This is a genomic window from Aequorivita capsosiphonis DSM 23843, from assembly GCF_000429125.1.
Classification (GTDB): Bacteria; Bacteroidota; Bacteroidia; order Flavobacteriales; family Flavobacteriaceae; genus Aequorivita; species Aequorivita capsosiphonis.
The window spans coordinates 167,636-194,623 of sequence record NZ_KE386849.1 but is presented as its reverse complement, the minus strand read 5'-3'; the positions used below and the strand labels follow the sequence as shown (position 1 = coordinate 194,623).

General features: G+C 37.6%; 18 protein-coding genes. 9 read left to right on the top strand and 9 right to left on the bottom strand.

Annotated features, from left to right (window positions below):
- Positions 1-67 precede the first annotated feature (67 nt).
- From G440_RS0116440 to G440_RS0116425, 4 genes are all read left to right on the top strand, one after another.
- The gene (locus G440_RS0116440; RefSeq protein WP_026452293.1) at positions 68-1,093 is read left to right on the top strand and encodes a threonine aldolase family protein; all 1,026 of its coding nucleotides are present in this window, start codon (positions 68-70) and stop codon (positions 1,091-1,093) included.
- An 11-nt stretch (positions 1,094-1,104) separates the two neighbouring features.
- Positions 1,105-2,505, top strand: coding sequence for a nicotinate phosphoribosyltransferase (locus G440_RS0116435; RefSeq protein ID WP_026452292.1), 1,401 nt, complete (start codon positions 1,105-1,107; stop codon positions 2,503-2,505).
- Between the two features lie 3 nt (positions 2,506-2,508).
- Positions 2,509-3,114 carry a bifunctional nicotinamidase/pyrazinamidase gene (gene pncA, locus G440_RS0116430; RefSeq protein ID WP_026452291.1) on the top strand — a complete coding sequence of 202 codons (606 nt, stop codon included), beginning with the start codon at positions 2,509-2,511 and terminating at the stop codon, positions 3,112-3,114.
- A gap of 96 nt (positions 3,115-3,210) precedes the next feature.
- Entirely contained in the window at positions 3,211-3,450 is a 240-nt protein-coding gene (locus G440_RS0116425; RefSeq protein WP_026452290.1) for a hexameric tyrosine-coordinated heme protein, read from the top strand.
- A gap of 205 nt (positions 3,451-3,655) precedes the next feature.
- On the opposite strand, the gene G440_RS0116420 is transcribed toward G440_RS0116425, so the two are convergent.
- The 6 genes from G440_RS0116420 to G440_RS0116395 form a co-directional block, all read right to left on the bottom strand.
- Positions 3,656-6,469, bottom strand: a complete 2,814-nt coding sequence (locus G440_RS0116420) for a gluzincin family metallopeptidase (protein WP_034259796.1) — start codon at positions 6,467-6,469, stop codon at positions 3,656-3,658.
- The gene (locus tag G440_RS0116415) at positions 6,466-7,710 is read right to left on the bottom strand and encodes a T9SS type A sorting domain-containing protein (protein WP_026452288.1); all 1,245 of its coding nucleotides are present in this window, start codon (positions 7,708-7,710) and stop codon (positions 6,466-6,468) included. Before G440_RS0116415 ends, G440_RS0116420 begins: the two co-directional genes overlap by 4 nt.
- 12 nt (positions 7,711-7,722) lie before the next feature.
- Positions 7,723-8,412, bottom strand: coding sequence for an LOG family protein (locus G440_RS0116410; protein WP_026452287.1), 690 nt, complete (start codon positions 8,410-8,412; stop codon positions 7,723-7,725).
- A gap of 82 nt (positions 8,413-8,494) precedes the next feature.
- On the bottom strand, positions 8,495-11,347 hold the full coding sequence (uvrA, locus tag G440_RS0116405; RefSeq protein WP_026452286.1) for an excinuclease ABC subunit UvrA: 2,853 nt from the start codon (positions 11,345-11,347) through the stop codon (positions 8,495-8,497).
- An 85-nt stretch (positions 11,348-11,432) separates the two neighbouring features.
- Positions 11,433-13,154 carry a gamma-glutamyltransferase gene (gene ggt, locus G440_RS0116400; protein WP_026452285.1) on the bottom strand — a complete coding sequence of 574 codons (1,722 nt, stop codon included), beginning with the start codon at positions 13,152-13,154 and terminating at the stop codon, positions 11,433-11,435.
- A complete protein-coding gene (locus tag G440_RS0116395; RefSeq protein WP_026452284.1) occupies positions 13,151-13,735 on the bottom strand; it encodes an acyl carrier protein phosphodiesterase in 585 nt (194 codons plus the stop codon). The genes ggt and G440_RS0116395 overlap by 4 nt, the downstream gene beginning before the upstream one ends.
- Before the next feature lie 71 nt (positions 13,736-13,806).
- Here G440_RS0116395 and glmM point away from each other — a divergent pair, with 71 nt between their 5' ends.
- Positions 13,807-15,192, top strand: coding sequence for a phosphoglucosamine mutase (gene glmM, locus G440_RS0116390; RefSeq protein WP_026452283.1), 1,386 nt, complete (start codon positions 13,807-13,809; stop codon positions 15,190-15,192).
- A 70-nt stretch (positions 15,193-15,262) separates the two neighbouring features.
- On the opposite strand, the gene G440_RS0116385 is transcribed toward glmM, so the two are convergent.
- On the bottom strand, positions 15,263-16,141 hold the full coding sequence (locus tag G440_RS0116385) for a lysophospholipid acyltransferase family protein (protein ID WP_026452282.1): 879 nt from the start codon (positions 16,139-16,141) through the stop codon (positions 15,263-15,265).
- Between the two features lie 377 nt (positions 16,142-16,518).
- Between G440_RS0116385 and G440_RS0116380 the strand changes: the two genes are divergently transcribed.
- Together G440_RS0116380 and G440_RS0116375 are read left to right on the top strand one after the other, a co-directional pair.
- Positions 16,519-17,169, top strand: a complete 651-nt coding sequence (locus G440_RS0116380) for a rhomboid family intramembrane serine protease (RefSeq protein WP_026452281.1) — start codon at positions 16,519-16,521, stop codon at positions 17,167-17,169.
- A gap of 154 nt (positions 17,170-17,323) precedes the next feature.
- Entirely contained in the window at positions 17,324-18,007 is a 684-nt protein-coding gene (locus G440_RS0116375) for an SIMPL domain-containing protein (protein ID WP_026452280.1), read from the top strand.
- A 155-nt stretch (positions 18,008-18,162) separates the two neighbouring features.
- On the opposite strand, the gene G440_RS0116370 is transcribed toward G440_RS0116375, so the two are convergent.
- Positions 18,163-19,278, bottom strand: a complete 1,116-nt coding sequence (locus tag G440_RS0116370) for a TlpA disulfide reductase family protein (protein ID WP_026452279.1) — start codon at positions 19,276-19,278, stop codon at positions 18,163-18,165.
- A gap of 135 nt (positions 19,279-19,413) precedes the next feature.
- Between G440_RS0116370 and G440_RS0116365 the strand changes: the two genes are divergently transcribed.
- Positions 19,414-21,774 carry a GAF domain-containing protein gene (locus tag G440_RS0116365; RefSeq protein WP_026452278.1) on the top strand — a complete coding sequence of 787 codons (2,361 nt, stop codon included), beginning with the start codon at positions 19,414-19,416 and terminating at the stop codon, positions 21,772-21,774.
- 280 nt (positions 21,775-22,054) lie between these two features.
- On the opposite strand, the gene G440_RS0116360 is transcribed toward G440_RS0116365, so the two are convergent.
- Positions 22,055-23,239 carry a Pycsar system effector family protein gene (locus G440_RS0116360; RefSeq protein WP_026452277.1) on the bottom strand — a complete coding sequence of 395 codons (1,185 nt, stop codon included), beginning with the start codon at positions 23,237-23,239 and terminating at the stop codon, positions 22,055-22,057.
- A gap of 52 nt (positions 23,240-23,291) precedes the next feature.
- On the opposite strand from G440_RS0116360, the gene G440_RS0116355 reads away from it, so the two are divergent.
- On the top strand, positions 23,292-26,969 hold the full coding sequence (locus G440_RS0116355) for a phosphoesterase (RefSeq protein WP_026452276.1): 3,678 nt from the start codon (positions 23,292-23,294) through the stop codon (positions 26,967-26,969).
- Positions 26,970-26,988: the final 19 nt, after the last annotated feature.

The following is a 26,988-nucleotide window of genomic DNA, read 5'->3' as shown; positions in this document are numbered from 1 at the left end:
ACTTTCAAAACGTTCAGAGAATTTAGAAGAAAAGGGGAGTTTTCTTCGTAAAAATTAAAACACACCAATGATTATAGATTTAAGAAGCGATACCGTAACACGTCCAACACCAGAAATGATGCAAGCCATTATAAATGCTGAAGTGGGCGATGATGTTTATAAAGAAGATCCTACAACTAATAAATTGGAACAAAAGCTTGCGGCCATGTTTGGGATGGATACTGCCCTCTTTTTCCCCTCGGGAAGCATGGCAAACCAAGCGGCAATTAAACTGCATACCCAGCCCGGCGAACAGCTAATCGCCGATAAATGGGCACACGTTTATAATTTTGAGGGCGGCGGCGTCTCCTTTAACAGCGGGGTTTCCTGTAAGTTAATTGATGGAAACAGAGGAATGATTACCGCGGAACAGGTGGAAGAAAGTATTAATCCACCTGATTTTTATCACAGTCCATTAACTAGCTTGGTTTGTCTTGAAAACACCACAAATAAAGGTGGGGGAGCCTGCTATGATTTTTCTGAAATTAAAAAGATTCGTAAAGTATGTGATAAACACAATTTGGGACTTCATTTGGACGGGGCACGAATCTGGAATGCCTTGGTTGCCAAAAATGAAAAGGCAAAGGACTACGGAAAAGTTTTTGACACCATTTCTGTATGTTTAAGCAAAGGGCTTGGCGCACCGATGGGCAGCGTTTTATTGGGCAACTCTGAAATTATGCAAAAAGCCATGCGCGTCCGTAAAGTCTTGGGCGGCGGAATGCGGCAAATTGGTTTTATGACTGCTGCGGGAATCTATGCGTTAGACAATCACGTGGAAAGATTGGCTGAAGACCACAAAAAAGCTTTCGAAATAGCTAATACGCTTTCGCAGCAAGCCTATATAAAAAATGTGGAGCCATCAGAAACCAATATTGTTATATTCTATCTTGCGGAAACTATTTCCGAAGAGAAGTTTATAAAGAATTTACTTAAAAAAGACATTAAAATAAGCACGATGGGACAAGGCAAACTTCGGATTGTCACTCATTTGGATTATACCGATGCAATGCACGAAAAATTCCTGCAAACCCTTACAAACTATAAAATTTAGATATTTCTTATATGCTAAACATATCCGCTTCCTACACAGATTTATATCAGTTAACTATGGCGCAGGTTTATTTTAAAACCAAGCCCGACGGTACCGCCGTTTTTGATTATTATTTCAGAAATAATCCGTTTGATGGCGGCTATACCATCTTTGCAGGCCTGGATAATATTCTGGATATCATTGAAAATTTACGCTTTACAGATGAAGATATTGAATACCTAAAGACGCATCATTTTGAAACCGATTTTCTGGAATATCTGCGAGAATTTCGATTTCACGGATCTATTTTCTCAGTTGCTGAAGGAGATATTGTTTTTCCAAACCGTCCAATACTGCAAGTGGAAGGCTCTATTTTGGAAGTGCAAATAATTGAAACAGTCTTATTGAATATACTCAACTTTCAAACCTTAATTGCCACGAAAGCTAACAGAATAAGACGAAGTGCTGGCAACAGACTTTTACTGGATATGGGGTTGCGACGTGCACACGCCACAGGTGGATATTTTGCAACAAGAGCAGCCGCCATAGGTGGTTTTGATAGCACAAGCAATGTAAAAGCCGCAGAAGATTTCAACATTCCCTGTTCGGGAACTATGGCGCATTCGTTTATCCAAAGTTATGGAGATGAGCTAAAGGCCTTTAGGGATTTTGCGAAATACCGCCCTATAAATTGTGTACTCCTTGTTGATACCTACAACACGCTAAAGAGCGGTGTTCCCAATGCTATAACCGTTGCCAAGGAAATGGAGGAGCGGGGAGAGCGTCTTTACGGAATCCGTTTAGATAGCGGTGATTTGGCCTATTTAGCGAAGAATACACGAAAAATGCTGGATGAGAAAAGTTTGGAATATATGAAGATTGTAGCTTCCAATCAGCTGGATGAATATGTTATCAATAGTTTAAACGAACAAAATGCACCTATTGACATTTTTGGAGTAGGCACCAATTTGGTTACCGGACAACCAGATGCAGCTTTGGGCGGAGTTTATAAGCTTTCAGAATACAACGGAGAACCGCGTATTAAACTTTCAGAAAATATAGTGAAGGTTTCACTCCCTTCTAAAAAGCAGGTGTTTAGAATAATTGATGAACAAGGAATGTTCTTTGGCGCGGATGCGGTTGGTCTTGTTTCCGAAGAAAAAATTACCCGTATGTTCCATCCATTTGATTCCAATAAAAATTTGGACTTACATTCTTTTGAGCAAGAAGCACTTTTAAAATCGGTGATGGTAAATGGAAAGAGAATGCTGCCGAAAAAAACCGTCACTGAAATTGCGGATTACACCAAAGAACGCTTAAAATTATTGCCAGGGGAATACCAACGTTTCCAAAACCCACATATTTATAAAATTGGTTTAAGTGAAAAATTGAAATCACAACGGGATCGATTAATGGCTGAACATAAATTTTAAATTATGAAAACACTACTAGTTATTGATGTTCAAAACGACTTTATGCCCGGAGGCTCGCTTCCAGTGCCCGATGGAGATAAAATTGTACCGGTAATCAACCGCATACAGGATAAGTTTGATTTGGTGGTTGCATCCCAAGATTGGCATCCGCAGAACCATATAAGTTTTGCCTCAAACCATCTCGGAAAATCTACTTTTGATGAGATTGAAATTCAAGGCCAAAAGCAGATTTTATGGCCAGACCATTGTGTTCAGGGAACGGAAGGTGCGCTTTTTCATCCCGAACTTAAAACCCAAAGTTGGGAAACAATATTCAGAAAAGGAACCGACCCCCAAATAGATAGTTACAGTGCTTTTTATGATAACGGACATTTAAAATCTACTGGACTTTCAGGGTATTTAAGAGAAAAGAGCACGTCGCAATTGTTTTTCTGCGGCTTGGCAGCTGATATTTGCGTCTATTTTTCTGCAATGGACGCTTTTAAGGAAGGATTTGCTTGCTTTTTTATTGAAGATGCTTCGCAAGCATTAGATGTGGAGGCATTCGAAATTCAAAAGAAAGAAATGAAGCGGTTGGGGATTCAGATCATTTCTTCGGAAGACATTTAGACTAAGTCTATTTTAGAACAACTGCGACATAGACCGTATTTTGAACGCTGTATTTTTAGTAAATTTAAAGATTGTTAATTTTTAAAAAATAGAAAAATGTCAGAACCAGTTCAATTAATACCGGGCAACTCCCTAATCACTAAAACTCCAGAAGAAGGTCGTCAATTGGCCGTTAAAATGTCTCGATTGATTATAAAAATCACACAACCAGATCCGGCAGTACGTGAAAAACTACGTCCTGTTTACGCTGAAGATGCGGCAATGCTATTAGCGGTAGGGCAAGTTGTGGCTACAGAGTTTGCAACTATTGCTGCGGCGAATAATTACTGGAGATAATACCGGTTTTTAACCACAAAGAACACAATGAAGGCACAAAGTACACTAAGAAATACTTTGCAAACTTTGTGATTGAACTTTATGCTGAGGTTTAAACACTAAGAACACGATAAAGCCATAAAGTATACTAAAAACACTTTGTGAATCTTTGTGAAAAACTTCGTGTTCTTTGTGGTTCAGCTTTCTAGTAGTCCTTCAAAAACCGTCAATACCATCTTCTAGTAAAAAGACTTAATAAGGTTTTAGGGCTTAAAGTCACAATAAACCGAACCTTTTCGTCGTAATGTGGTAAGCTGGGTTCAAAGCCTAAGCTGGAATATACTGGGAAGTAAAGTTCAAAATAATCTGCAACCAAGCTTAATCGGATTCCCGTATCAAATACCGCAGTGGTGCCTCGAGCTTTGTTGTGAACCAATCCTGCATCTCCATAAGCATAAATCCATTTCCAGATATTTGTACTGGCATTTACAGTGGTCATCCAACTATTTGCATACGCTGGCTCTAGCTGCGATTTAAACCCACCTTCAGCAATAATCAACTGCTGACTAAAGAGTCCGGAATCTTCACTTCTTCCGTAATAATTGTAATCAAAGAGATAATCATTCGGTCGGTCTAAAGCGAAACTGAAGAAGTCTTCATCTTCGCGGGTATCATTAAAAAGAAAGACGCCTGCAAAAAAGCGAAGATTGAGTTGGCGGTTGCTCAAAAAGAGTTTTCGATATTCAAAATTTACAGACAACTTACTGAATTTTGAAGAAATTTCATAATCTACAACCCCTTTGTAATAATTGATCAGGTTCGGGTTTGAATACACATATTGCATATTGAAAACACTGTAATTGGGTTCTTGCGACGGATCATTTGGGTCATTGTCGCGATGTACATTTACATTCCTAAGGTTTATAAATTGCTTTTCATTATTGCGCAAATCTGGACTCCTAAAAGCAAAGGTCATATAAGGTGTAAATCTTTTGTAAAAAAGCCCGCGATCGTAGGAATAGTAGTTACCGGAAAATCCATACCGCATAGAATACAGATTCCCTTCGTCCATTCGTTGTGTGTAGCTTATGGAGCCACTACCAACAAGGGTTTTGGAGCGAAACCCGAATTGTGGTTCCAAACTGTAATGTATCGCCTTAGGAAGTACTGTTTTGTTATATAGCCTCAAGCCTGTTGAAATACCGTCATAGAGATTGTATTCAAAAATAGGCATAAAGAAAAACTGCGTGTAGTTTGGATCTTCCACATCCTGAAAAAGACGGAATTGAAGTGGTTTATTTAAAATACCTTTAACCGCTTTAAAGTTGTTTCTACGATTGTATTCAGGAATTCTGCCTTCATAATTAAGGGCTAGTTTCCGAATGTTTGCTGCGGGAATGGTGATTGACGAAATACTGTCTATTGGTTCTGTCCAAGTGCGATAAACAATTTCATCCTTATTAAGACCATATAAGGAAACAGGCAGTTTGTTTTCTCTAGTGTTTTTGATAAAAACCTCTAAAGAATCTCCTTTCTTTTTAACTTTTTTTATTCTGAAGTCGATGGTAGTTCGCGTATCAGCAAAATCCTCAAAAAACCAATTTATGGGAAGTTTGGTTTTAGTAGCTAAAAAGCTTTCAAAATCTGATGATTCTATAGGCTTCAGTTTATTTTCTTCGTAAAATTGTTTGATGCTGTTGTCTAAAATGTCATCGCCTAAATAGTCGTCCAAATATCGCAAACCACTTGCACCGTAATATCCATTGGCAATATTCATGTTATATTTCAACAAGGAATCCTTTGAAGTACTAAGCGATTGATGAATATTGTTACGGGCCATATTCAAATACAGAATGGGATATTGGTCGTTAAACTCCAGATCTGCCGCGTGCGCCCAACGTATAACCCACCAATTGCTGAGATTCCCAATGATCTTCATTTTCGGATAATACGCATCAACATATTCCATCATTAAATAAATCTGCAAGGCGTCTTGCAACCAATAATCTTTCCTTGAATTAAGTGCAAATGTGTTTTTTATATAATGACGCGTTATGGTCTTTAGCTGCTCCATATCATATTCAAATCCATCGGGAAATGGACTGATAAAACTGGGCAACTGGTTGAGACCGTAAACTGGATTAGTTTTATAGTCGGTTTCGCTAATCACCATTTTATCAAAAGGATAAGCGCCTAGTTTTGTATTTAGAAATTGAATCACCCTGTCTATCACCAAGGCTTGTACTGGTGGGTTCACTTTAGCATTTTGTAGATTGGTGATTATTTCCAGTTTATCAGTTTCAATAGTTTCGAAACTGGATCTTTTCTCTAAATACAATATGGCGTTTGTTCGGTCTTTACCAGAAAGTTTTACTGTTTTTTTATTTTCTGAAATAGCTTCTGAAACAACGTCTAAATCTGAAGTAAGGGAATACGTCTTTGGAAATTCAAAAGAAATTGAAAAATCTGAAGGCGTTAGAAATAAATCATCTGTGTTTTTATTGCTGAAAACCTGCCATTCGCCATTGTAAACTGCCGGTGAAATATACCAATACCGCAGTTTATAATTATTGATCTTATTTACACCATAGCGAGTAAATTTATCATCTGGCACCTTCACGCTGTATTCCAAATGGAAGGTATAGCTATCTCCAGGTTTTAATGGAACATCTGGAATAATTTTTAAAATATCTGCTGCCTCGTCACGTTGCCATTGCAATGGTTTATTTTGATTGCTATAAACTTTTTCAAGATTGGTCTTTCCGCGTTCCTCGTCCTTTTCAAAGTGAAACGAGCTGTTATAATTCTCAGCAAATCTTTTTGCCAAAGGTGTTGTTTTGGAAGAAAAGCTATTGGCCCAGTCGAAAAAATAGATTTCCTGTAAAGTATCGGAGGAAGTGTTTTTATAAGTTATTTGCTGTTCAATATCCAGTGTTCGTTGTGCTGCATTCAGTTTGGCGTCAATGTTTATGACGTGCTGCGCCTTTACTTGAAAAGCCAAGCAAAAAAGAATACTGTATAAAATACTTCGTACTATCAAGAAGTTTTTAAGAATTTAAAGATCCGTGAGGTTGGAAGATTTGTTCTTAAGTAGTAAATACCATCGGAAAGTCGATTCATATCAATTGAAATATATTCTGAATTTGTTGATTCGTGTTCCAATAATTTTTGTCCAAGGACATTATAAACTTCAAACGAAATGTTTCCAGAAAGATTTGAATTTAAATGAATATTTAATTTATTCATGATCCAAGTAGATTCCAAAGTTATGGTATTCTGGTGAACAATTGTTTCCGTATTTAAAACAATCTGCTTATTGGTTTCCAAATTCATTACAATAGGAAGATGGTCACTCATATTATAAAGATTTTCACGCAACTCCTGACTGAAGTCACCTATGCAATCTGGATCATTAATGCTCATGTCATAACAATTGCCATTGTTTCCATAGGATTTATAAGTTTCTGGAATATACTTCAATTTTGGGTCGCTTTGCATATTTTGTGACATCACAATAAAGTCAAATCTATCGTCAAGTCCGCCTCCAGCTCCCGCGCCAAAAGGTCCAGAATACATTCGAGTGCTCTGCGAATGGATGTCTTGAAAGTTAATATTGTTATGCCAAGAACCTGGACGATCAATAGGATCTACCATGACAATAGCATTTGTAGAATCCAGTAGTTTTTGATATCCCGGTTCACTTTGTGTGTAGAAATTAAAATCCCCTCCAAAAATCACAAATGAATTAGGGTCTAAAGTCTCCAATCTATTTGTAAACTCTTGTACCATTTGTAATCGCAATTGCTTATTCGCATTCCCTTGACTGGATTTTAAATGTGACACAAAAACATTGAGAAATACAGGATCTGATTGTTGGTCGGATGTGCTAAGCTTTAATTGATAATAGTTTATGTCGCGAACTGGGGTTGGTAATACCTCCCAAGTTACTAATGAAAACATTCCCTTTCGGTAAAATATCAATTGTAGATGTTCAGGGTCTCCGGATTGACTTGGTTCAAACGGAGCCATAACATAATCCTCTCCCTGACTGTTTAAAGCGATATCTAAAATAAGATTCGCTCCCGCTTCACTTTCCAGTTCAGAAATCATAAAAATATCGGGTTGATATTCATTCAATATATCCCGTAAAATTTCTTCACGATTTGGCGGATTGGCGGAAGGAAATTCCAAAAGATTATAACACATGGTTTTTATGGTTCCCTGCGCAGTTACGCAAAAAGCAACCATTATAAATACCAAGCATAGAAACTTTTTAGACATCCATGAGTTTAATTAAAAATTTGGACTCAGATTGTATTCGTTATAGAATTCATTCAAAATAGTCAGTACTTCATCTTCAGTATCTACTAAATGAACCAAATCTAAATCTTCCGCATTTACGTTATTATTAGCCTCCAGCACTGTGGTTTTTATCCATTCAAAAAGACCTCCCCAAAATTTAGTGCCCACAAGTATAATTGGGAACTTATCAATTTTATGGGTTTGGATTAATGTTAACGCCTCAAAAAACTCGTCAAGGGTTCCAAAACCTCCAGGCATGACAACAAAACCTTGAGAGTATTTAACGAACATTACCTTTCGCACAAAAAAGTAATCAAAATCGATGCTTTTGTCGCTGTCAATATATGGATTGTCGTGTTGTTCAAAAGGAAGTGTGATATTTAAGCCTACTGAAGTTCCTCCAGCCAAATGGGCTCCTTTATTTCCGGCCTCCATAATTCCAGGACCTCCGCCTGTAATAACGCCATATCCATTTTCAGTAATCTTTTTAGCAATATTCTCTGCTAATTTATAATATTTATGATCCGGTTTAGTTCTTGCGGAGCCAAATAATGAAACGCAGGGGCCAATTCTGCTCATTTTTTCATATCCATTGACAAATTCGCCCATGATTTTAAAAATTGCCCAAGAGTCATTTGTCTTCACTTGATTCCAGTTTTTTGGTACTTGTTCGTTCCTCATTTTATGTAGTTCAATATTTAATGTTCAAAATTCAAGATGAAAAATTAAAACTTTCTTCTTGAATTCTAAAAAATGATTTTTGCTAATTTAATTCTTTTTTAAGAAAGCGTGCGGTATAACTCTTTTTGTTCTCGGCGATTTCTTCTGGAGTTCCCAAAGCCATTATTTTTCCACCATTCTTTCCACCTTCGGGACCAATATCTATAATGTAGTCAACAGTTTTTATCACGTCCAGATTATGTTCTATAATAAGTACTGTATTTCCTTTATCTACAAGCTCATTGAGCACGATCATCAAGACGCGAATATCTTCAAAATGAAGACCCGTAGTAGGTTCGTCCAAGATATAAAAAGTATTTCCTGTATCGCGTTTGGACAACTCTGTCGCTAATTTTATTCGCTGCGCCTCCCCACCAGAAAGTGTGGTTGATTGTTGCCCAAGCGTTATATAACCTAAACCTACATCCTTAATTGTTTTTATTTTTCTATGAATCTTCGGAATATTTTCAAAAAATCCATTTGCTTCGTTAATGGTCATTGCCAAGACATCATAGATTGACTTCCCTTTAAAGCGAATTTCTAGCGTTTCGCGGTTAAAACGTTTTCCTTGGCAAGTTTCACATTCAACATAAACATCAGGTAGAAAATTCATTTCAATCACTCTTAATCCAGCTCCTTTACAAGTTTCACAACGGCCACCAGCGACGTTAAAACTAAAGCGTCCAGGTTTATAACCACGAATCATCGCTTCTGAAGTCTTGGCAAAAAGATTTCGAATTTCCGAAAAAACACCAGTATAGGTCGCAGGATTACTTCGTGGGGTTCTACCAATGGGTGATTGGTTAATCTCTATTACCTTATCCAGATTTTCAAGGCCCAAGATTTTCTTATAAGGCATTGGTTTTTTTACCCCATTAAAAAAGTGGGCGTTTAGAATAGGGTAGAGGGTCTCATTGATAAGTGTTGATTTTCCACTTCCTGAAACCCCAGTAACGCCGATCATTTTTCCCAATGGGAATTTAACTGAAATGTTCTTTAGATTATTTCCCGTAGCGCCTTTTAGGGTTAATGTTTTACCATTCCCTTCTCTTCGTTTTTCCGGGATTTCAATTTTTCTTCTTCCGTTTAAATAATCGGCGGTTAAGGTATTGTGTTTTTCAATTTCCTTAGGGGTTCCTTCGGAAACAATTTCCCCACCGTGTTTTCCAGCTGCGGGACCTATGTCAATAACGTAATCAGCACTTTCAATCATGTCTTTGTCGTGCTCAACTACTATCACGGAATTCCCAATATCCTTCAATTGTTTTAAGGACTTTATCAAGCGTTCATTATCGCGTTGATGAAGACCAATACTAGGTTCATCCAGAATATAAAGCACTCCAACTAATTGCGATCCAATCTGTGTTGCCAAACGAATACGTTGCGCTTCTCCACCCGAAAGTGATTTTGAACTTCTGTCCAAAGCCAAATAGGTAAGCCCTACATCTATCAAAAAGTCAAGACGCGAGCGGACTTCCTTTATAATTTCAGAAGCTATTTTTCGTTGTGTTTCGGAAAGATCTTTCTCTAGATTTTTAAACCATGCTGCCAATTCCGAAATGTCCATATGGGCGAGTTCGGCAATGTTCTTTCCATTTACTTTGAAGTAAAGAGATTCCTTTCTCAGACGAGTACCGTTACATTCTGGACAGGGAATTTTTTCCATATATTCCTTTGCCCAACGTTTCAAGGAAGTAGATTCGTTGGCGTCAAATGTATTTTGAATAAAAGTTGCAACCCCTTCAAAGTCTATTTTATAGCTTCGGGTAATGCCTAATGCTTTTGACTCGATATCAAATTTTTCATTTCCTCCGAAAAATATCACCTCTTTTGCATCCTTCGGAATACTTTCAAATGAATCTGTAAGTTTAAATTTGAATCGCTCCGCAATCAGCTCTAATTGCTTAAAAATCCAATTGTTTTTCTGTGGTCCATGTGCTGCTAAAGCACCCTGCTTAATGGAAAGTTTGGGATTTGGAACTAGTTTGTTTAAATTAACTTCATAAAGCTTTCCTAGACCCTTGCAATTTGGGCACATCCCTTTGGGGGAGTTAAACGAAAAGTTATTTGGCTCCGGATTGGGATATGAAATTCCCGAAGTTGGACACATCAGCGAACGGCTAAAAAAGCGAGCTTCATTAATGTCATTGTCCAACACCATCAAAACGTCATCGCCGTGGTACATCGCTGTATGTATGGTTTCTGAAACGCGTTTATCGCCATCGCTTTCTTTCTCTGAATCTTTAGAGAGAGATGGAACTTTTAGACGGTCTATTACAATTTCGATGTCATGGTTTTTGTATCGGTCCACTTTCATTCCCTTCACAATATCGCGTACTTCTCCATCAACGCGAACCTTCAAAAATCCTTGTTTGGCTATTTGTTCAAAAAGCTCGCGATAATGTCCTTTTCTGGAACGGACAACCGGCGCGAGAATGCTCACTTTTTTATCAGCAAAGTCTTCAAGAATTAGTTGCTTTATCTGTTCGTCGCTATAACTAATCATTTTTTGACCCGTGTTATAGCTATAGGCGTCACTAGCGCGAGCATAAAATAATCGAAGAAAATCGTAAATTTCAGTAATAGTGCCAACGGTTGAACGCGGGCTTTTACTTGTGGTTTTTTGCTCAATGGCAATCACGGGGGAAAGTCCATCAATTTTGTCGACATCGGGTCGTTCTAAACTTCCTAAAAACTGGCGCGCGTAGGCGGAAAAGGTTTCAATATAACGGCGTTGCCCTTCGGCGTAAATGGTATCAAACGCCAAAGAGGATTTTCCGCTGCCGGAAAGCCCTGTAATTACTACTAATTTTTCTCGTGGAATACGAACGTCAATGTTCTTTAAGTTGTGGACGCGTGCGCCCAAAACTTCAATAAAATCATCATTTTTTGACATAGCCTGCAAAGGTACTCAATTGATTGGAAATTAATGAATACATGCTATAGCACGCATGTTAATTTTTACAGAAAAAACATTAAATTTAATACCCAATTGCAGTGTCATCACCACGACTATCGGCACCGCCTTCAAGCTTCCTGTTTGGCAGCACTAAAATGGCATCTACCTTCCCAATAATTGGGTCACTTGTGGTGTTTTCAGGATAGCCTTTTTGTTTAAGATCTTCAATTAATTCCCTTGGAAATCTTCCTTCTTCATACCGAATATTATCCGGTAGCCATTGATGGTGAAAACGTGGAGCATCCACCGCTTCCTGCATATTCATATTGAACTCGTAAACATTTAATATGGTTTGTGCCACTGAAGTAATAATGGTAGAACCTCCGGGTGTGCCAACGACCATAGATAGTTTCCCGTCTTTTTCAACGATGGTTGGCGTCATAGAGCTAAGCATTCGTTTTTGGGGTGCAATTGAATTTGCTTCCCCTCCAACCAATCCGTAAACATTGGGTTCGCCAGGTTTTGCACTGAAATCGTCCATTTCATTGTTTAAAAAGAAACCAAGGTCATTTACATATAGTTTTGAACCGTATTCCGAATTTAAAGTAGTGGTAACAGAAACCGCATTTCCAAAGGAATCCACAATGGAATAATGCGTGGTCTGCGGACTTTCGTACCCAGCAATAACTCCTGGTTTTATTTCTGTTGAAGGAGTCGCGGCATCAAAGCTGAAACTATCCATTCTTCGGCTTAAATATGCATCTGAAAGCAGGGAGTCTACAGGAATATTTACGAAATCAGGATCACCCAAATAGAAACTTCTATCGGCATAAGCTCGGCGTTCGGCTTCTGCAATTAGCTGGATGTATTTCTCACTATTATGGCCGTATTCAGAAACGGGATAGGGTGCTATCATTTTAAAAATCTGTGCCAAGCAAATCCCGCCGCTGGATGGAGGGGCCATGGAAATTATTTTTAAACCTTTATAATTGAAAACTATAGGTTCCCGCCATTGTGCTTCATAAGCCTCAAGATCTTCCAAAGTAACAATCCCACCTTTTTCTTTTAAATAGGAAACCAACTTTTTACCGCTTTCGCCTCCATACAATTCTGAGAGGCCGTTTTTGGAAATGCGGTCCAAGGTATTTGCTAATGCAATATTGTTCAGTGTATCACCAGCATTGTAAACTTCAGTATAAATGGAGCCTTGCCCATTTACTTCTTCAAATTGAATTCTGAATTTTTCGAATCTTTTGGCTTGCATTTCGGTTATTACATAACCATTCTTAGCCAGCTTGATAACAGGTTTTAGAATGACTTCCATAGGTAGGCTTCCGAATTTTTCGTGAACGGCAAACATTCCAGCCACCGTTCCTGGAACCCCGACAGCGAGTGCGCCAACCGAGCTTTTATTGTCAATAACGTTTCCTTCTTTATCTAGATACATGTTTTTAGTTGCGGCCATTGGGGCTTTTTCGCGATAATCTAAGGATCCAATTTCGCCAAATTCGGTTCTGTAAACCATAAACCCTCCGCCGCCAAGATTTCCAGCATACGGGTAGGCAACTGCCAAAGCCATTTCAGTAGCAATCATAGCATCAAAAGCGTTGCCACCATTTTTAATGATTTCTGCACCAATTTTGGATGCTTCCACTCGTGCAGAAACCACCATTGCGCTATCGGCAATAACAGATTTAACTTCTTTAACTTCAGTATTTTGCTTACTTGGGACAACTTGCGCATCTGATTTTTCTTTACAAGAGATTAAAAGAAGCGCAATTAAAAAAATAGAATACAATCTCATAGTTCGTTGAGTTTTTGGTTGGAAAAAGTTCGTAGTTCTTCAAAAAAGGAAGTGAATTCAGCTTCAAATTCGTCGTAATATTCCTCGAGTTCTCTTACGGCTAAATTCATTTTTACTATACCTTTTGTGCGGATGTTCATTTGTGACAACACCTTTGCAATACCATCAATGGTGGCGTAATTAAACAACCAGTTATCAGCAATCATATAGGGCATCATATTTTGAATTCTGGGTGTTAATTTATCGAAATCCTTATGTAGCAAATCATAAAAGTCCTGTACATATTCGTCGAGCGGTTGTGCACAGTATTTATCCCAGTTCTTGGCTAAAAAATGGTCGTATAGAATATCTACTATTACACCACTGTAATGGCTGTAGTTTTTATGGAGCCGCGCCGTACTTTGGTGTACTGTTGGGTGGGCATCCGTAAAAGTGTCAATTTCGCGGTGCAGTAAAATTCCTTTAGCGATTTTTGGAGGGTAATTTTGATAGCGTTTACCTTTAATGCCGTCCGCCATAAAATTACCAATAATAATTTCCTCTTCATCACCAGAGAGATAGATGTGGGCTAAAAAATTCATTCCACAATTTACAAATTTGACTGAAAGATATCTCTTTTTATTAAAGTATCTTTGCCCGAAAAGTAGGAAACATGACATTAATAAAATCTATATCAGGAATCCGCGGAACTATTGGCGGGGCACAAGGCGAAAACTTAACTCCAATTGATGCTGTAAAATATGCTGCAGCCTACGGAAGTTGGGTAAAACTACAAAGAAACAAGGAAGCATATAGAGTAGTAGTGGGCCGTGATGCCCGTATTTCTGGTGAAATGATCCAACAACTCGTAATGAACACCCTGGTAGGAATGGGAATTACGGTTATCGATTTAGATCTTTCAACCACTCCAACTGTTGAAATGGCCGTAATTATGGAACACGCCGATGGTGGAATTATATTAACGGCAAGTCACAACCCAAAACAATGGAACGCTTTAAAACTGTTGAATAATAAAGGCGAATTTTTAAATGCCGCTGAAGGACAAAAAATCCTTGACCTAGCTGAAGCTGGCGATATCGATTTTGCCGAAGTTGACAATCTAGGCGAAATCCATAAAAATGATGCTTATATAGATATGCATATTGATGAAGTCTTGGATCTACCATTGGTAAATGCTGAAGCTATTAAAGCCTGCGGTTTTAAGGTTGTTGTTGATGGGGTTAATTCAACAGGAGGAATCGCTATTCCTTTGTTGTTAGAAGCCTTAGGTGTAGAGCCAGTAAAACTTTACTGTACTCCAAATGGGGAGTTTCCACACAACCCTGAACCCTTAAAAGAACATTTGGGTGATTTGATGGAATTGGTAGTTGAAGAAGGTGCTGACTTCGGAATCGTTGTAGATCCTGATGTTGATCGTCTAGCTTTCGTTGATGAAAAAGGTGAAATGTTTGGCGAAGAATACACGCTGGTAGCGGTTGCAGATTATGTACTTCAAAATACCCCTGGGAATACAGTTTCAAATATGTCTTCCTCTCGTGCCTTGCGTGATGTAACTGAAAAACATGGCGGAACTTATACTGCAAGTGCTGTAGGGGAAGTTAATGTTGTTGAAATGATGAAGGAAACCAAAGCCGTGATTGGTGGAGAAGGCAATGGTGGAATTATTTACCCAGAATTACACTACGGAAGAGATAGTTTGGTAGGAGTTGCTTTATTCTTAAGCTTTTTGGCTGAACAGAAAATTGCAGTTAGCGAAATCAGAAAGAAATATACCGCTTACTTTATGAGCAAAAAGAAAATTGAATTAACGCCACAATTGGATGTTGATGCAATTTTAAAAGCGATGGAAGCCAAATATGCTTCTGAAGATATAAACACGATTGACGGCGTAAAAATAGATTTTGCTGAAAACTGGGTTCATCTTCGTAAATCTAATACAGAACCTATTATCAGAATTTATACGGAAGCGAAATCACAAGAGGAAGCGGATAAGTTGGCAGATAGAATTATTTCAGAAATAAGGGAAATAGCAGGATAATCCCCTAAATCCCCGAAGGGGACTTTTAATCAATAGTTTCCCCTTCGGACTTGCCTGCCAGAGGAAGGGGCTAGGAGGTTGTATTTCTCAGTTTCCAACGCTTATGTGACCAAAGGTAATAATCAGGTTTTTCGCGGATTTGATTTTCCAAGGCATCAAAAAACATTCTAGTAATTTGAAAATCGGGATATTCTTTTGGGTTGTCAGCCAAAGGGACGAAAGTGGCGGTGTAATAGCCGCGTTTCACTTTTTCCACTTTTAAGTACATTACGGAGAAATCTAATTTTTTGGCAAGTTCTTCGGTGCCGGTAAACATGGGGACGTCAATTCCCATAAAAGTGTCACGGTGTTTAAAAGCGCCCATTTTTGGGGTTTGGTCGGAAAGAATGTAGGTAAGTGTTTTAACCCCTTTTTTCCATTTTCTAAAAAGAACCGTCACTATTTTTTTATTGCTTACAATAATCCCCCCGAAGTGTTCCCGCGTTTTTTTGATTAAGGCATCAAATTGCGGGCTATCCAAAGGTTTATAAACGGCATGAGCTTGATGTTTCATCAACTTGTTTAAAATACCGCTCCATTCCCAGTTTCCGTAATGCCCGGCCATCAGTAGGATGCTTCGGTCTTTTTCATAGTAACTGTCCAATATTTCGGCATTGGTAACCACAAAACGCTTCCGTATTTCCTTTTCTGAAATAGTAAAAGCCTTGATCGTTTCAAAAATCACATCACATAAATGTTTAATGAAATTTTTTGCGATTCGATCGCGTTCTTTTTGTGTTTTTTCAGGAAAAGCCAAGACTAGGTTGTCCTTTACTACCTTTTTGCGGTAGCCAATTATATAATAAGCCAAAAAATAGAGCGCACTAGATTTAAAGTACAAAATACCCATAGGCAATTTTGAAAGCAGCCATAGTAGTGGATATGCCAGTATATAAAGCAGTTTTTGCATAGGTATGAATACGGCAAAACTACTTAAATTATTTTTTGAAATAGGAAATTTGAAGGATGAAAAGAATAAAGAGTAAGGAGTAAAGAATGCTAAGTTCGAACTTTGAAGGATAAAATGAGATACGCTAGGCTGGGTTGAAATGACGTGATTCTTTACAAAGATTGAATAAAAAAGCGAGCGAACTTGTGACGATTATGGTCACTTTTATAAAAACAGCTAAGAGAAACCAGAATTTTTAAGTTCAACTTACTGACCTGTAACTAACTTGTTTTCGTATTTCTGATTTTATATTTCCCGTTTCATCTCTCCTATTTATAGTTTCTTATTTCTATTTTTACATTTCTTATTTCCGATTTTAAATTTCAAATTTACCATATATGCAAAACCTTCATATTGCAACAATAATCATTATTGCTGCTAACGTCATTATTTCTTTAAAGGGATTCAACGATATTTCTTTTTTTGAAAAGTATAAATTCAACGTCGGCGGAATTCGTCGAGGGGAACAGATACGAATGGTTAGCTCGGCTTTTTTACATGCCGATTTTTCGCACTTACTGTTTAATATGCTTACGCTTTACTTTTTTGCGAATGTGGTCATAGCGAGTGTTGGTGTAACATTTTTTGTGGTTATTTATCTGGTAAGCCTACTTGCAGGGAATTTACTATCCTATTATTTTCATAAAGATGAACCGCACTATAGCGCGATAGGAGCAAGTGGGGCTGTGATGGGGATATTGTATTCTGCCATTCTCTTTTTTCCTAATATGGGGCTTTATCTATTCTTTATTCCCATCGCTATTCCAGCTTGGCTTTTTGGAATGGCATATTTGTTGTATTCAATCTACGGCATGAAAAAAAGATTGGGAAATATTGGCCACGATGCCCATATTGGTGGAGCAGTTGGAGGCTATATCTTGACCCTGGCTATTGCTCCGTCATTATTTCAAACCAGTTTATGGATTGTAGTTCTCTTGGCAATTCCTTTGATTGTTTTATTTGTGATGCATAAGCTGGGGAAACTTTAGTTTTTAGAATAAAGAATAAAGAATAAAGAATAAAGAGAAAAGATGACTGAAAAGCTCAATCCATAATAATAATAATAATAAATAATTCATGTACTGCCTACCGGCAAGCAGGTTCGTGGCGTGCGCGAGTACAGAATCTAATAAAATATAAACTATGAAAACAATAACAACACTTTTAATATTAGCAATAACCACAACTACTATGATGGCACAAAATACCCCAACCCCAACCGTAGATGTAACAGGCGAAGGAATCGTTCGTGTAGTTCCGGATGAAGTTACCATCAATATTCGGGTCGAAAATACGGGAGAGAACACCAAATCCTTAAAGGAACAGAATGACGCAACAATTAACGATGTGCTGAAATTCCTTAAGAAAATGAATATCGAAGATAAAGATGTGCGAACCGAATATATGAACCTCACTAAAAATTACGATTACAATTCCAAAACCTACACTTTTGCTGCCAATCAATCTCTTTCGGTAAAACTGCGTGATTTAAAAAAGTATGAACAAGTAATGAAAGGCCTTGTTGACACAGGAATCAACCGGATTGACGGCGTTGACTTTTCATCTACTAATAAAGCAGCTTTAGAAAGCCAAGCGCGCAAAAAAGCTATTGAAAATGCGCAAATGAAAGCGAAAGAATATGCAGGAGTTTTAAACCAAAGTGTTGGGAAAGCTGTTTCTATCAGTGAATTCAGTAATACACCAACACCGCGGCCTATGTATAAAATGGCCGCTATGAGCGATTCTTCAGGAAGTGGAGATCAATCAATTGCTCTTGGTGAAATGGAAATTAAATCTACCGTTAATGTTAGCTTTTTGTTGAATTAAGGCGGTGAGTTTAAGAGTTTAGACGTTTATTGTAAAAACTTCTTCAAATAAGAAAGCCTCGGTTCCAAGCAGAACCGAGGCTTTTTTTAATTTCGTCATCCGTCACTTCGTCCACCAAAGCTTTAGCGTAGGTGGAAACGTCTCACGTCTCACAACTATTCCCCACCCAAAAGAGAGGCTATCTTTGCCTCCAAAGCAGCCCCGCGAAGATCTTTGTCTATAATCATCCCGTTTTCATCAAGTAGAAATGTTGCGGGAATGGAACGCACGTTGTATTGTCGTGCGATTGGATCTTGCCAAAACTTAAGGTTAGACACATGATACCAATCCATATTATCATCTTTTATTGCTTGTATCCATTTATCTTTTTGGTCAGCCTTATCTAAAGAAACGCTGATAATGTTTAAACCTTTCTCGTGATATTTATTGTAAACCTTCACTACGTTTGGGTTTTCAATACGGCAAGGTCTGCACCAAGAAGCCCAAAAATCGATAATGGTATACTTGCCCAGCGCATCTTTTAAAGACAATGTTTCTCCAGTTGGTGTTGGTGCGCTAAAATTGGGAGCTGCATTGCCCATATCGGCCTTTTTAACGGCTTCAAGATTGGCTTTTAAGTTTTGTGCAATATCAGACGAAGCAATGGAAGGATCCATTTTGTCAAGATATTCTGAAGCTTCGGACGGAGTAATTTCCTGTCTGCTGGCCATTTCAGAAATAAGCATAACCGAAAATAATGAATTGTTGTTTTCTTTTAAAAATTCCTTTTTATATTCTGTTTCCTCCCCCATAAGGTTTAGATTTTCACTCTGTATTTTCGCAATCGCTTCCGTATCATTGGTCTCTTTGGCAGCGCGAAAACTTTCCATGCTTTTTTGCTTCTTATTATTGAAAGTACTCATTTTTTCAACAAAACCTGTGTAGGCAGCATTTTGCTTCCCACCAATTATGCGAGATGATTGAATGCTGTCTTTATAAATTGTTGCTCTTATATCTTCGTTTTCAGGAAAATATAAAATGGAAGCGTTTATATCTCCAACTCTCAAAAAGTTTAAGGGAGTGATATCATTATTTGGGTAAACAGCAGAAAACTTTCCTTCCGTTATTATTAATGTATCAATGGGTTTAGGCTGTTTGTTTTCTAAAGTATATACAACTACTTCAGTACCGTCCGCAAAGCCAATGGCGTCGCCTTCTAATTTATAACTATCACTGTTTTTATTACAGGATATCAAGGATAGTGTAAGGATTGAAGCAAAAATGAGTCTCATAGATTAAGTCTTTTAAATTTCGGCAAAAATACTTGTTTATTATTTGAAAGCAGAAATAGCCTGTAGTTTTTGTTTTTTATTAACATATTGCAACATTTTTAAACCTTATATTTATTTGTTAGGATTTTATATAATATGAAAGAAGTGAAAAATGATTTCCCATTAGAAACCAGAATAGGCCTCAAAAAAGTTTTTGATGCCTATAGGGAGGAGATTGCGAAGAGTGGAATTGATAAAAGTTGGTATTCTGAAATATTTTCAGTTGAAAAAGATTACCCTATTTTATCATCAGGTATAACAGATTTTGACGACTTGGATGCATATCAAGAACAGATCGATATTGTTCTTTCTCCATTATTTCCTTCGGTATTACAGAATAATGAAATAAAATTTGCGACCATTCCTTATCAAGAAGTGTCATTTAAAAGTACCGAACGCTACAAAAGTATTATGAAAGCCGCCGGGAATGACTTCCCACTCAATATTATTAATTTTGACGAAGATGAATTCTACATCATGGGGTGTAGTCTTATTTTAAGTCATTATTATGGGAAAAAGGTAGATTTCCGACGTTCCTATTATTATAACATTCCAGATTCTCGAGGAATGATTCGGAATTATAGCCTCCTCTACAACGCCGATTTTGTTGAGATCCAAAAAACTGCAAAAGCAAAAGATATCACAGAGAAAGATATCAATGAGCTCTTGGAAAGTTTTGAAGATGTTTCTGTTTGGAAAGAAAAATTTCCGCCTAAAAGTTGGATTTTTAATGGTTTCGTTATTGCGACGCTTATAGATGTTACCATGAATGTCTCCATTTCCAACTTTAAAACGAATTTACTGCGTCTTGAAAAAAATGGCGACTTCTACAATACGGAGTTTAACGACATCTTCCGTTCTATTTTCAATTTAAAGAACTTAAAGGTTGGGTTTACTGACTACAACGAAGAAACAGAGAATTTTGAGCGGGTGTTGTTTAAAGAAGTTGATAGCTTTCTCTTAAATGGAGAAAAATCACAGGCCAGTAAAGAAGCGCTTTGTAGCGCTTCCTATTATACCATTTTTAAGCAAAAGCAGTTTTATTGTGTAACAGATTCGGAACGCTATCACAAGTTATATCCCGATAATTTGCTTTATAAAAAAATGCTCGATCAAGGAATAAAGAGTGCCATTTTAGCAGCAATAATTTATGAAGGTAAAATCTTAGGCGTCTTAGAACTTGTTTCAGAAGAAGCCAATGCGTTAAACACGATTAATGCAAACAAGCTGCGAGATATTATGCCTTTCGTAATTGATACCGTAGTACGTTCAAAGCAAAATCTCGAAAACGAATTGGAACTTATAATCCAAGAAGAGTGCACCGCTTTGCATAGCAGTGTTCACTGGAAGTTTAGAAAGGAAGCCAAACGCTATTTGAATTCAATAACTGCAGGAAACCCTACCATTTTCAGGGAGGTTGTTTTTGCAGATGTACATCCACTTTACGGTCAGACGGATATTAAGGGGTCTTCCGAAGCGAGAAACGAGGCCATAAAAAAAGACCTTACGCTCCAATTGACTTATATTGGAGGGATTTTGGAGAAATTAATGAACCACAGTCCACTTCCTATATTGGAACAGATGAAATTTAGTATCGCCAAATTTTTGGATGATATAGAAGAAAACCTTCAAGTAGACACCGAAAAAAATATAATGAATTTTTTAACTTCGGAAATTATCCCGTTTTTTAAATATATTAGAGAAAGAGATGAGGTCTATAAGAATTTAGTAGATGAATACAATGAACTAATAGACTCTAATACCGGCTTCGTTTATAAACACCGAAAAGATTATGACGAAAGCGTGATGATCATCAATAAAAAGCTCGCTTCCATTATGGACAAAAAGCAGCAGGAAGCACAGGAAATGTATCCTCATTATTTTGAACGCTTTAAAACGGATGGTGTGGAACACAACCTTTATATTGGCGAAAGTATTACCCAGGACCGTTCTTTCAACAAAATTTACCTTAACAATTTGAAGCTCTGGCAGCTTCAAGTGGTCTGCGAAATGGAGAACAGTTATTTTCATCTTAAAGATAAACTCCCAATAAAACTGGATGTAGCCTCCATGATACTAGCTTTCAATGGCTCGTTATCTTTGCGTTTTAGAATGGACGAAAAGCGTTTTGATGTTGATGGCACTTACAATGCCCGTTATGAAGTAGTGAAAAAACGTGTTGATAAGGCGCATATAAAAAATACCCAGGAACGCATTACCCAACCCGGGAAAGTGGCGATTATCTATTCCCAAAAGGAAGATGAAGAAGAATATTTGAAATACATTTCATTTCTACAACACAAGAAATTGCTTGGAAATGAAATAGAAATGTTGGAATTGGAAGACTTGCAGGGTGTTACCGGCCTTAAAGCCTTACGCGTGAAAGTTCTATATTCAAAAAACAACGAAAAAACCAAGGAATATTATACCTACGAAGATTTGATGGCCCAAATTTAATGATGGGAGCTTGATTCAGAATTATATACTTCGTCGGCTGTCAAAGATTTTCGCTGTCTGAGTGTTTTGAAAGTCCAACAACCGTTGAATTCATTAACTAAAGTTCATTGCTTTCAAAATGTACCCACGACAGGTCTTTGATTTTCCACTTTGTCAATTCACCGATAAACCGTTCTCAATCTTTTTATCGCTCAAAGGTGTCTGAGTGTATTGAAAGCAGAACAACCTTTAAATGCATTATCTAAAGTTTTATTGCTTTCAAAATGTATCGAAGACAGACTTACATTTCCAAATAAAAGAATATCGCAAAGGACAGTAAAGAGATTATGGTTCCGGCTACGAAGATGGTGTAGGTAAGCCGTAATATTCGGTATTTTCTATCCAAGACCTTTCCTAAAAAATATAAATCTTTGGTAAGTGCCTTGTAAACGTAATCTCTATCTTTTAAAAGCTCTTCAATAGCCCATTCAAATTGTTCGAGTTCCATGCTATGAAAGTTTCCGAAGAAAGTAAGATTAACAGTTTTATTTTCAACATCTTCTTTGGTAAACTCGCCTCGGGTAACATTGGGTCTTGTTGCAATTACCGCCAAAATCATGGTTATTGCACTAAAAAGGATGAAAATGGCCGTAGGGACAATTAGATAATTGTTGTTGTCCAATTTTGAAATAAGATTAGAGAGAACCAAGGAGATGATAATTGCATTTACCGAAAGCATGATGTTGGCTTTGGTGTCTGCTATATCACTCAGTTTCATATGGTTTCTAAGCGCAGTGCGATAAAAAGTCTGTATTCCACGTTCAGGGCTACCGTCTTTATATTTGGCCTTTAATTGTGCTTTTACCTTTTCCTTTTGTAGTTTTTGTTTATTCTTTTTACGGTTTTTCAGAAGTTTGGCTAAGTTTTCTTCTTTAACTGGTTGCCAATTCTTTAAGGCATAATCTGTATAATATTGATGTTCTTCAACTAATACTTTTATGTTTTCGTCTAACCATTCCTCAGAAGTATAATTGTGAACATTCTGAAAAAGATATTCTTGTCTTAAAAACTCACTAGCCTCTTCAAAATAATCTTTCCCAAAATGGGAAGAATCGGCATCGCGGATTATTTTTTCAAGCTCCGAATTTGGAACCGTATCCTTAAATTTTGTGGCGAGAATACACCTGTTTACCCCCTCAATAATATCTTTTTCTACATCGTGTTCTTCAAGAAATTCAGTGGCAATTTTCACCCCTTCCTCTTCATGCTTCTTACGTGAAATTGTATAGCCTGTATCGTGTAGTAAAGCTGCTAAACGCAGGATAGTCGCATCTTTAACATCAATTTGGGAGTTTTCAATGATTTCATTTATACTTTTATAAACACGCTTTGAATGTGTGTAATTATGATACACAAAGGTATTCGGAAGCTCATCTTTAAAAAGTTGGAAGATAAAATCATCGGCAGCTTGAACAATGTCGCTCATATAAAAATTTTAGATATCCAAAGTACTAAAAAATCAACCGCCAAATATATATATGAATAAAATTAACATCTTTATAACTTTTGTGTCAGCCGCCATTCTTTCTGCCTGCGCAAGCTACCAGCCCCAGTACAGAACCAACCAAGGGGAGCCTTCTAAAGAACTTTCAAAAAAATCCATTGATAAAACATTTTACCTAATCGGAAACGCGGGGAATGCCGAGGCGGAAGCTTCAAAATCAATGAAATCCCTTGGAAATTATATTTCTGAAAATAATTCTAAGGATAGTTACGTATTGTTTTTGGGAAATAGTTTCTACCCTTCAGGAATGCAGCCAAAAGACGATAAGGCCAAACAAAAGGCCCAAAACTCCATGCAGCTTCAGATAGATGCTTTAAAAGATTTTAAAGGAAAAGTGGTGGTTCTCCCTGGAAACCGCGACTGGAAGAGCGGGGTAGATGGTTTAGAACTCGAGGAAGACTTCTTAAAAGCTCGCTTTGACGATGCCGATGTTTTGCAGCCCAATAATGGTTGTGCCTTGGAAGGCATTGATATAAATGATGATATTTATTTGCTCACCATAGATACGCAGTGGTTTTTGGAAGATTGGGACGCTTATCCCAAAATGAATAAGAAATGCCAAATAAAAACCCGCGATAAATTCTTCACCGAAATTGAAAGCGAATTAAAGAAAAATGCAACAAAGACCATTATTGTGGCTATGTATCATCCATTGATAACTTATGGAGAGCATGGCGGCAAATATCCTTTAATTCACAAAGATTTTTTCAGTACGTTTATTAAGCAAATAAAAATTCAAGGCGCAATCTCAAAGCAGGATCGTTACAATGAGCGCTATAACGAACTTATGGATCGCTTAAAAGTACTCACAAAAGATCTGGACCGACTTGTTTTTGTTTCAGGACTCGACAAATCTTTACAGTATAACGAAGAAGGGGTTGTAAAGCAAATTGTTTCCGGATCAGGCTCTGGGGCTACGGCAGCTTCACTTGGACAATATGGTCAATTTGTTGCTGGCGAAGAAGGTTTTGCAAGATTGGATATAGGGAAAGATGGATTGTCTGATGTTCGTTTTTTTAAAGCTGATGATAATGGCGCTTCAGAGTTACTTTTTCAAAAGGAAGTTTTTCCTGCGGAACAAGGTTATGACTTTTCTACACTTCACGAAAATTTACCCAAAACAGTTAAGGCGAAAATCTATAGCGATGATATGGTTGAGAAAACAGGTTTTTATAAAACAGTTTGGGGAGAACACTATCGAAAAGTTTATGGAATCGATGTTACCGCAAAAACGGTTCTTTTAGATACTTTATATGGAGGTTTGCACGTGGTTAGAGCTGGTGGCGGACATCAAACGCGATCGTTGCGATTGGAAGATAAAGATGGAAAAACCTATAATATGCGCGCCATGAAAAAAAGTGCGGTGCAGTTTCTTCAGAATGTGATTTTAAAAAACAAGGAAGTTGAAAACGATTTTAAAAATACCATCCCCGAAGATTTGATTCTCGATTTTTATACTGCGGCACATCCGTACGGAGCGTTTACCATTCCTAAATTGGCGGGCGCTGCGGATATTCTTCACACAAATCCAAAACTCTTTTATGTGCCAAAACAAAAAGCCTTGGGTACGTTTAATAAAAATTATGGAGATGCACTTTATATGATCGTGGAACGACCGGATAAAAATTTTAAAGGAGAAACATTTGACTATCCTGACAATGTAGAAAGTACAGATGACCTTTTGGAAAAATTGCATAAAGATGAAAAGTATCAGTTAAACGAAAAGGCATTTATCCGAGCTAGAATTTTTGATATGTTGATAGGCGATTGGGATCGACACAACGATCAATGGCGCTTTACCCAACACGACAATGAAGATGGCAGTGTTACTTTTGAGCCCATCCCTCGAGATAGGGATCAAGTTTATTCAAACTTTGATGGCGGCTTGTTGGATGTGGTGCGAACGCTGTTCAATACCTCTAGACAATTTCAAGTGTACGGAGCAGAGCTTAAAAACACCAAGTGGTTTAATTCAGCAGGAATAAAACTGGATCATGCTCTGATTCAAAACTACGGAAAAGATGCATGGTTAGAAGAAGCAGCGATTATTCAAAAATCCATTACCGATGCTGTTGTAGATGACGCGTTTAAAGATCTTCCCAAGGAAGTCCAAGATGAAACAGCGGCTGAAATAATGCAAAAACTCAAGGGAAGAAGAGATAATATTGTGAAAATAGCAGGCGAATATTACGATTATCTTGCCAAACTTCAAATAGTAACGGGAACCAATAAAGATGATTATTTCGAAATAATGCGTTTGTCTGATGGAAAAACGAATATCAAGACGTATAGAATTAAAAATGGTGAAAAAGGAGTGATGATGGTGGATCGAACCTTTTATGCAAAGGAAACCAAAGAAATCTGGGTATATGGTTTAGATGACGATGATGTTTTTGAAGTGAAGGGAAAAGGAAATAATCCAATCTTCATTCGTATAATCGGTGGGCAAAACAACGACGTTTATAAAATTGCAAACGGAAGAAAAATAAAGGTGTACGATCAAAAGAGTAAAAAGAATACCGTCGAGGAAAAAGGTGGCGCGGCTTTCAGATTTACTGATAACTATGATTTAAACACCTACGATACTAAAAAACAGATTCAATCGGTAAATCTATTGTTGCCGGCATTGGGTTACAATCCTGATGATGGATTTAAAATAGGTATTTCGGACGTGTATACTGTAAATGGTTTTCAACGTAATCCTTTTTCGCAACAACACAGGCTGGCACTGGGTTATTTTTTTGCGACCAATAGTTTGATTGCTGCATACGAAGGAGAGTTTGCCAACATCTTCGGAAGTTGGAACTTTTTGATAGGTGGCTATTTTAAAAACCCGAATTTTTCTGAAAACTACTTTGGCTTCGGAAATGAAACCTTCAATCCAGATTATGAATTTGATATTGGTAAAGATTACAATCGGGTTCGTATTGGAGGCTACGGAGGTTCCATAGGTATTAAAAAGGACTCGCCTTATGGAAGTATGTTTCAGTTTAAAGCTAGCTTTGAAGGGATTAAAGTGGAAGGTACCCCAGACAGGTTTATTACAGATCTAACTCCAAGTTTTACAGAATTGGACGAAACACAATATTTTGCTACTGTGGAAGGAAAATATCAATATGAGAGTTATGATAATAAGGTGAATCCAACGCGAGGAATGGATTTTAGTCTTGTAGCTGGAGCCACTCAAAACGTTCAAGATAGCGAGCGCGTTTTTGGATATATAAAACCTGAAATCATATTTTACAATGCGCTAACCAGAAACCGTAAACTGGTTTTAAAAACAGATGTTCAAGGTCAGTTTAATATTGGTAACAACTATGAGTTTTATCAAGGCGCGCAATTGGGAAGCGATACTGGACTGCGCAGCTATCGAAAAGAACGTTTTACTGGAAGAACCGCTGCCGTTGGAGGAGTAGATTTACGATACAGTTTCAATAAATTCCGAACCGCATTAACGCCTATTCAAATAGGTGTTTTTGGTGGTTATGATATAGGAAGGGTATGGGTTCCAAATGATACTTCCGATGCTTGGCATGATTCCTACGGGGGAGGACTTTGGATAAACACTGCCGATCTATTGAGCGGAACACTCAACCTTTTCACCGGCGATGAAGGCCTGCGGTTTACATTTGGAGTTAAGGTTTCGATGTAATTTTAGAGGTGAGACGTGA

What these genes read in the sequence shown, in the direction of transcription:
- glmM (WP_026452283.1), top strand. Translation starts at nt 13,807, where the DNA reads ATGACATTAATAAAATCTATATCAGGAATCCGCGGAACTATTGGCGGG.
- G440_RS0116435 (WP_026452292.1), top strand. Translation starts at nt 1,105, where the DNA reads ATGCTAAACATATCCGCTTCCTACACAGATTTATATCAGTTAACTATG.
- G440_RS0116360 (WP_026452277.1), bottom strand. Translation starts at nt 23,239, where the DNA reads ATGAGCGACATTGTTCAAGCTGCCGATGATTTTATCTTCCAACTTTTT.
- G440_RS0116410 (WP_026452287.1), bottom strand. Translation starts at nt 8,412, where the DNA reads ATGAGGAACGAACAAGTACCAAAAAACTGGAATCAAGTGAAGACAAAT.
- ggt (WP_026452285.1), bottom strand. Translation starts at nt 13,154, where the DNA reads ATGAGATTGTATTCTATTTTTTTAATTGCGCTTCTTTTAATCTCTTGT.
- G440_RS0116370 (WP_026452279.1), bottom strand. Translation starts at nt 19,278, where the DNA reads ATGAGACTCATTTTTGCTTCAATCCTTACACTATCCTTGATATCCTGT.
- G440_RS0116375 (WP_026452280.1), top strand. Translation starts at nt 17,324, where the DNA reads ATGAAAACAATAACAACACTTTTAATATTAGCAATAACCACAACTACT.
- pncA (WP_026452291.1), top strand. Translation starts at nt 2,509, where the DNA reads ATGAAAACACTACTAGTTATTGATGTTCAAAACGACTTTATGCCCGGA.
- G440_RS0116365 (WP_026452278.1), top strand. Translation starts at nt 19,414, where the DNA reads ATGAAAGAAGTGAAAAATGATTTCCCATTAGAAACCAGAATAGGCCTC.
- G440_RS0116425 (WP_026452290.1), top strand. Translation starts at nt 3,211, where the DNA reads ATGTCAGAACCAGTTCAATTAATACCGGGCAACTCCCTAATCACTAAA.
- G440_RS0116440 (WP_026452293.1), top strand. Translation starts at nt 68, where the DNA reads ATGATTATAGATTTAAGAAGCGATACCGTAACACGTCCAACACCAGAA.
- G440_RS0116395 (WP_026452284.1), bottom strand. Translation starts at nt 13,735, where the DNA reads ATGAATTTTTTAGCCCACATCTATCTCTCTGGTGATGAAGAGGAAATT.
- G440_RS0116415 (WP_026452288.1), bottom strand. Translation starts at nt 7,710, where the DNA reads ATGTCTAAAAAGTTTCTATGCTTGGTATTTATAATGGTTGCTTTTTGC.
- uvrA (WP_026452286.1), bottom strand. Translation starts at nt 11,347, where the DNA reads ATGTCAAAAAATGATGATTTTATTGAAGTTTTGGGCGCACGCGTCCAC.
- G440_RS0116380 (WP_026452281.1), top strand. Translation starts at nt 16,519, where the DNA reads ATGCAAAACCTTCATATTGCAACAATAATCATTATTGCTGCTAACGTC.
- G440_RS0116385 (WP_026452282.1), bottom strand. Translation starts at nt 16,141, where the DNA reads ATGCAAAAACTGCTTTATATACTGGCATATCCACTACTATGGCTGCTT.
- G440_RS0116355 (WP_026452276.1), top strand. Translation starts at nt 23,292, where the DNA reads ATGAATAAAATTAACATCTTTATAACTTTTGTGTCAGCCGCCATTCTT.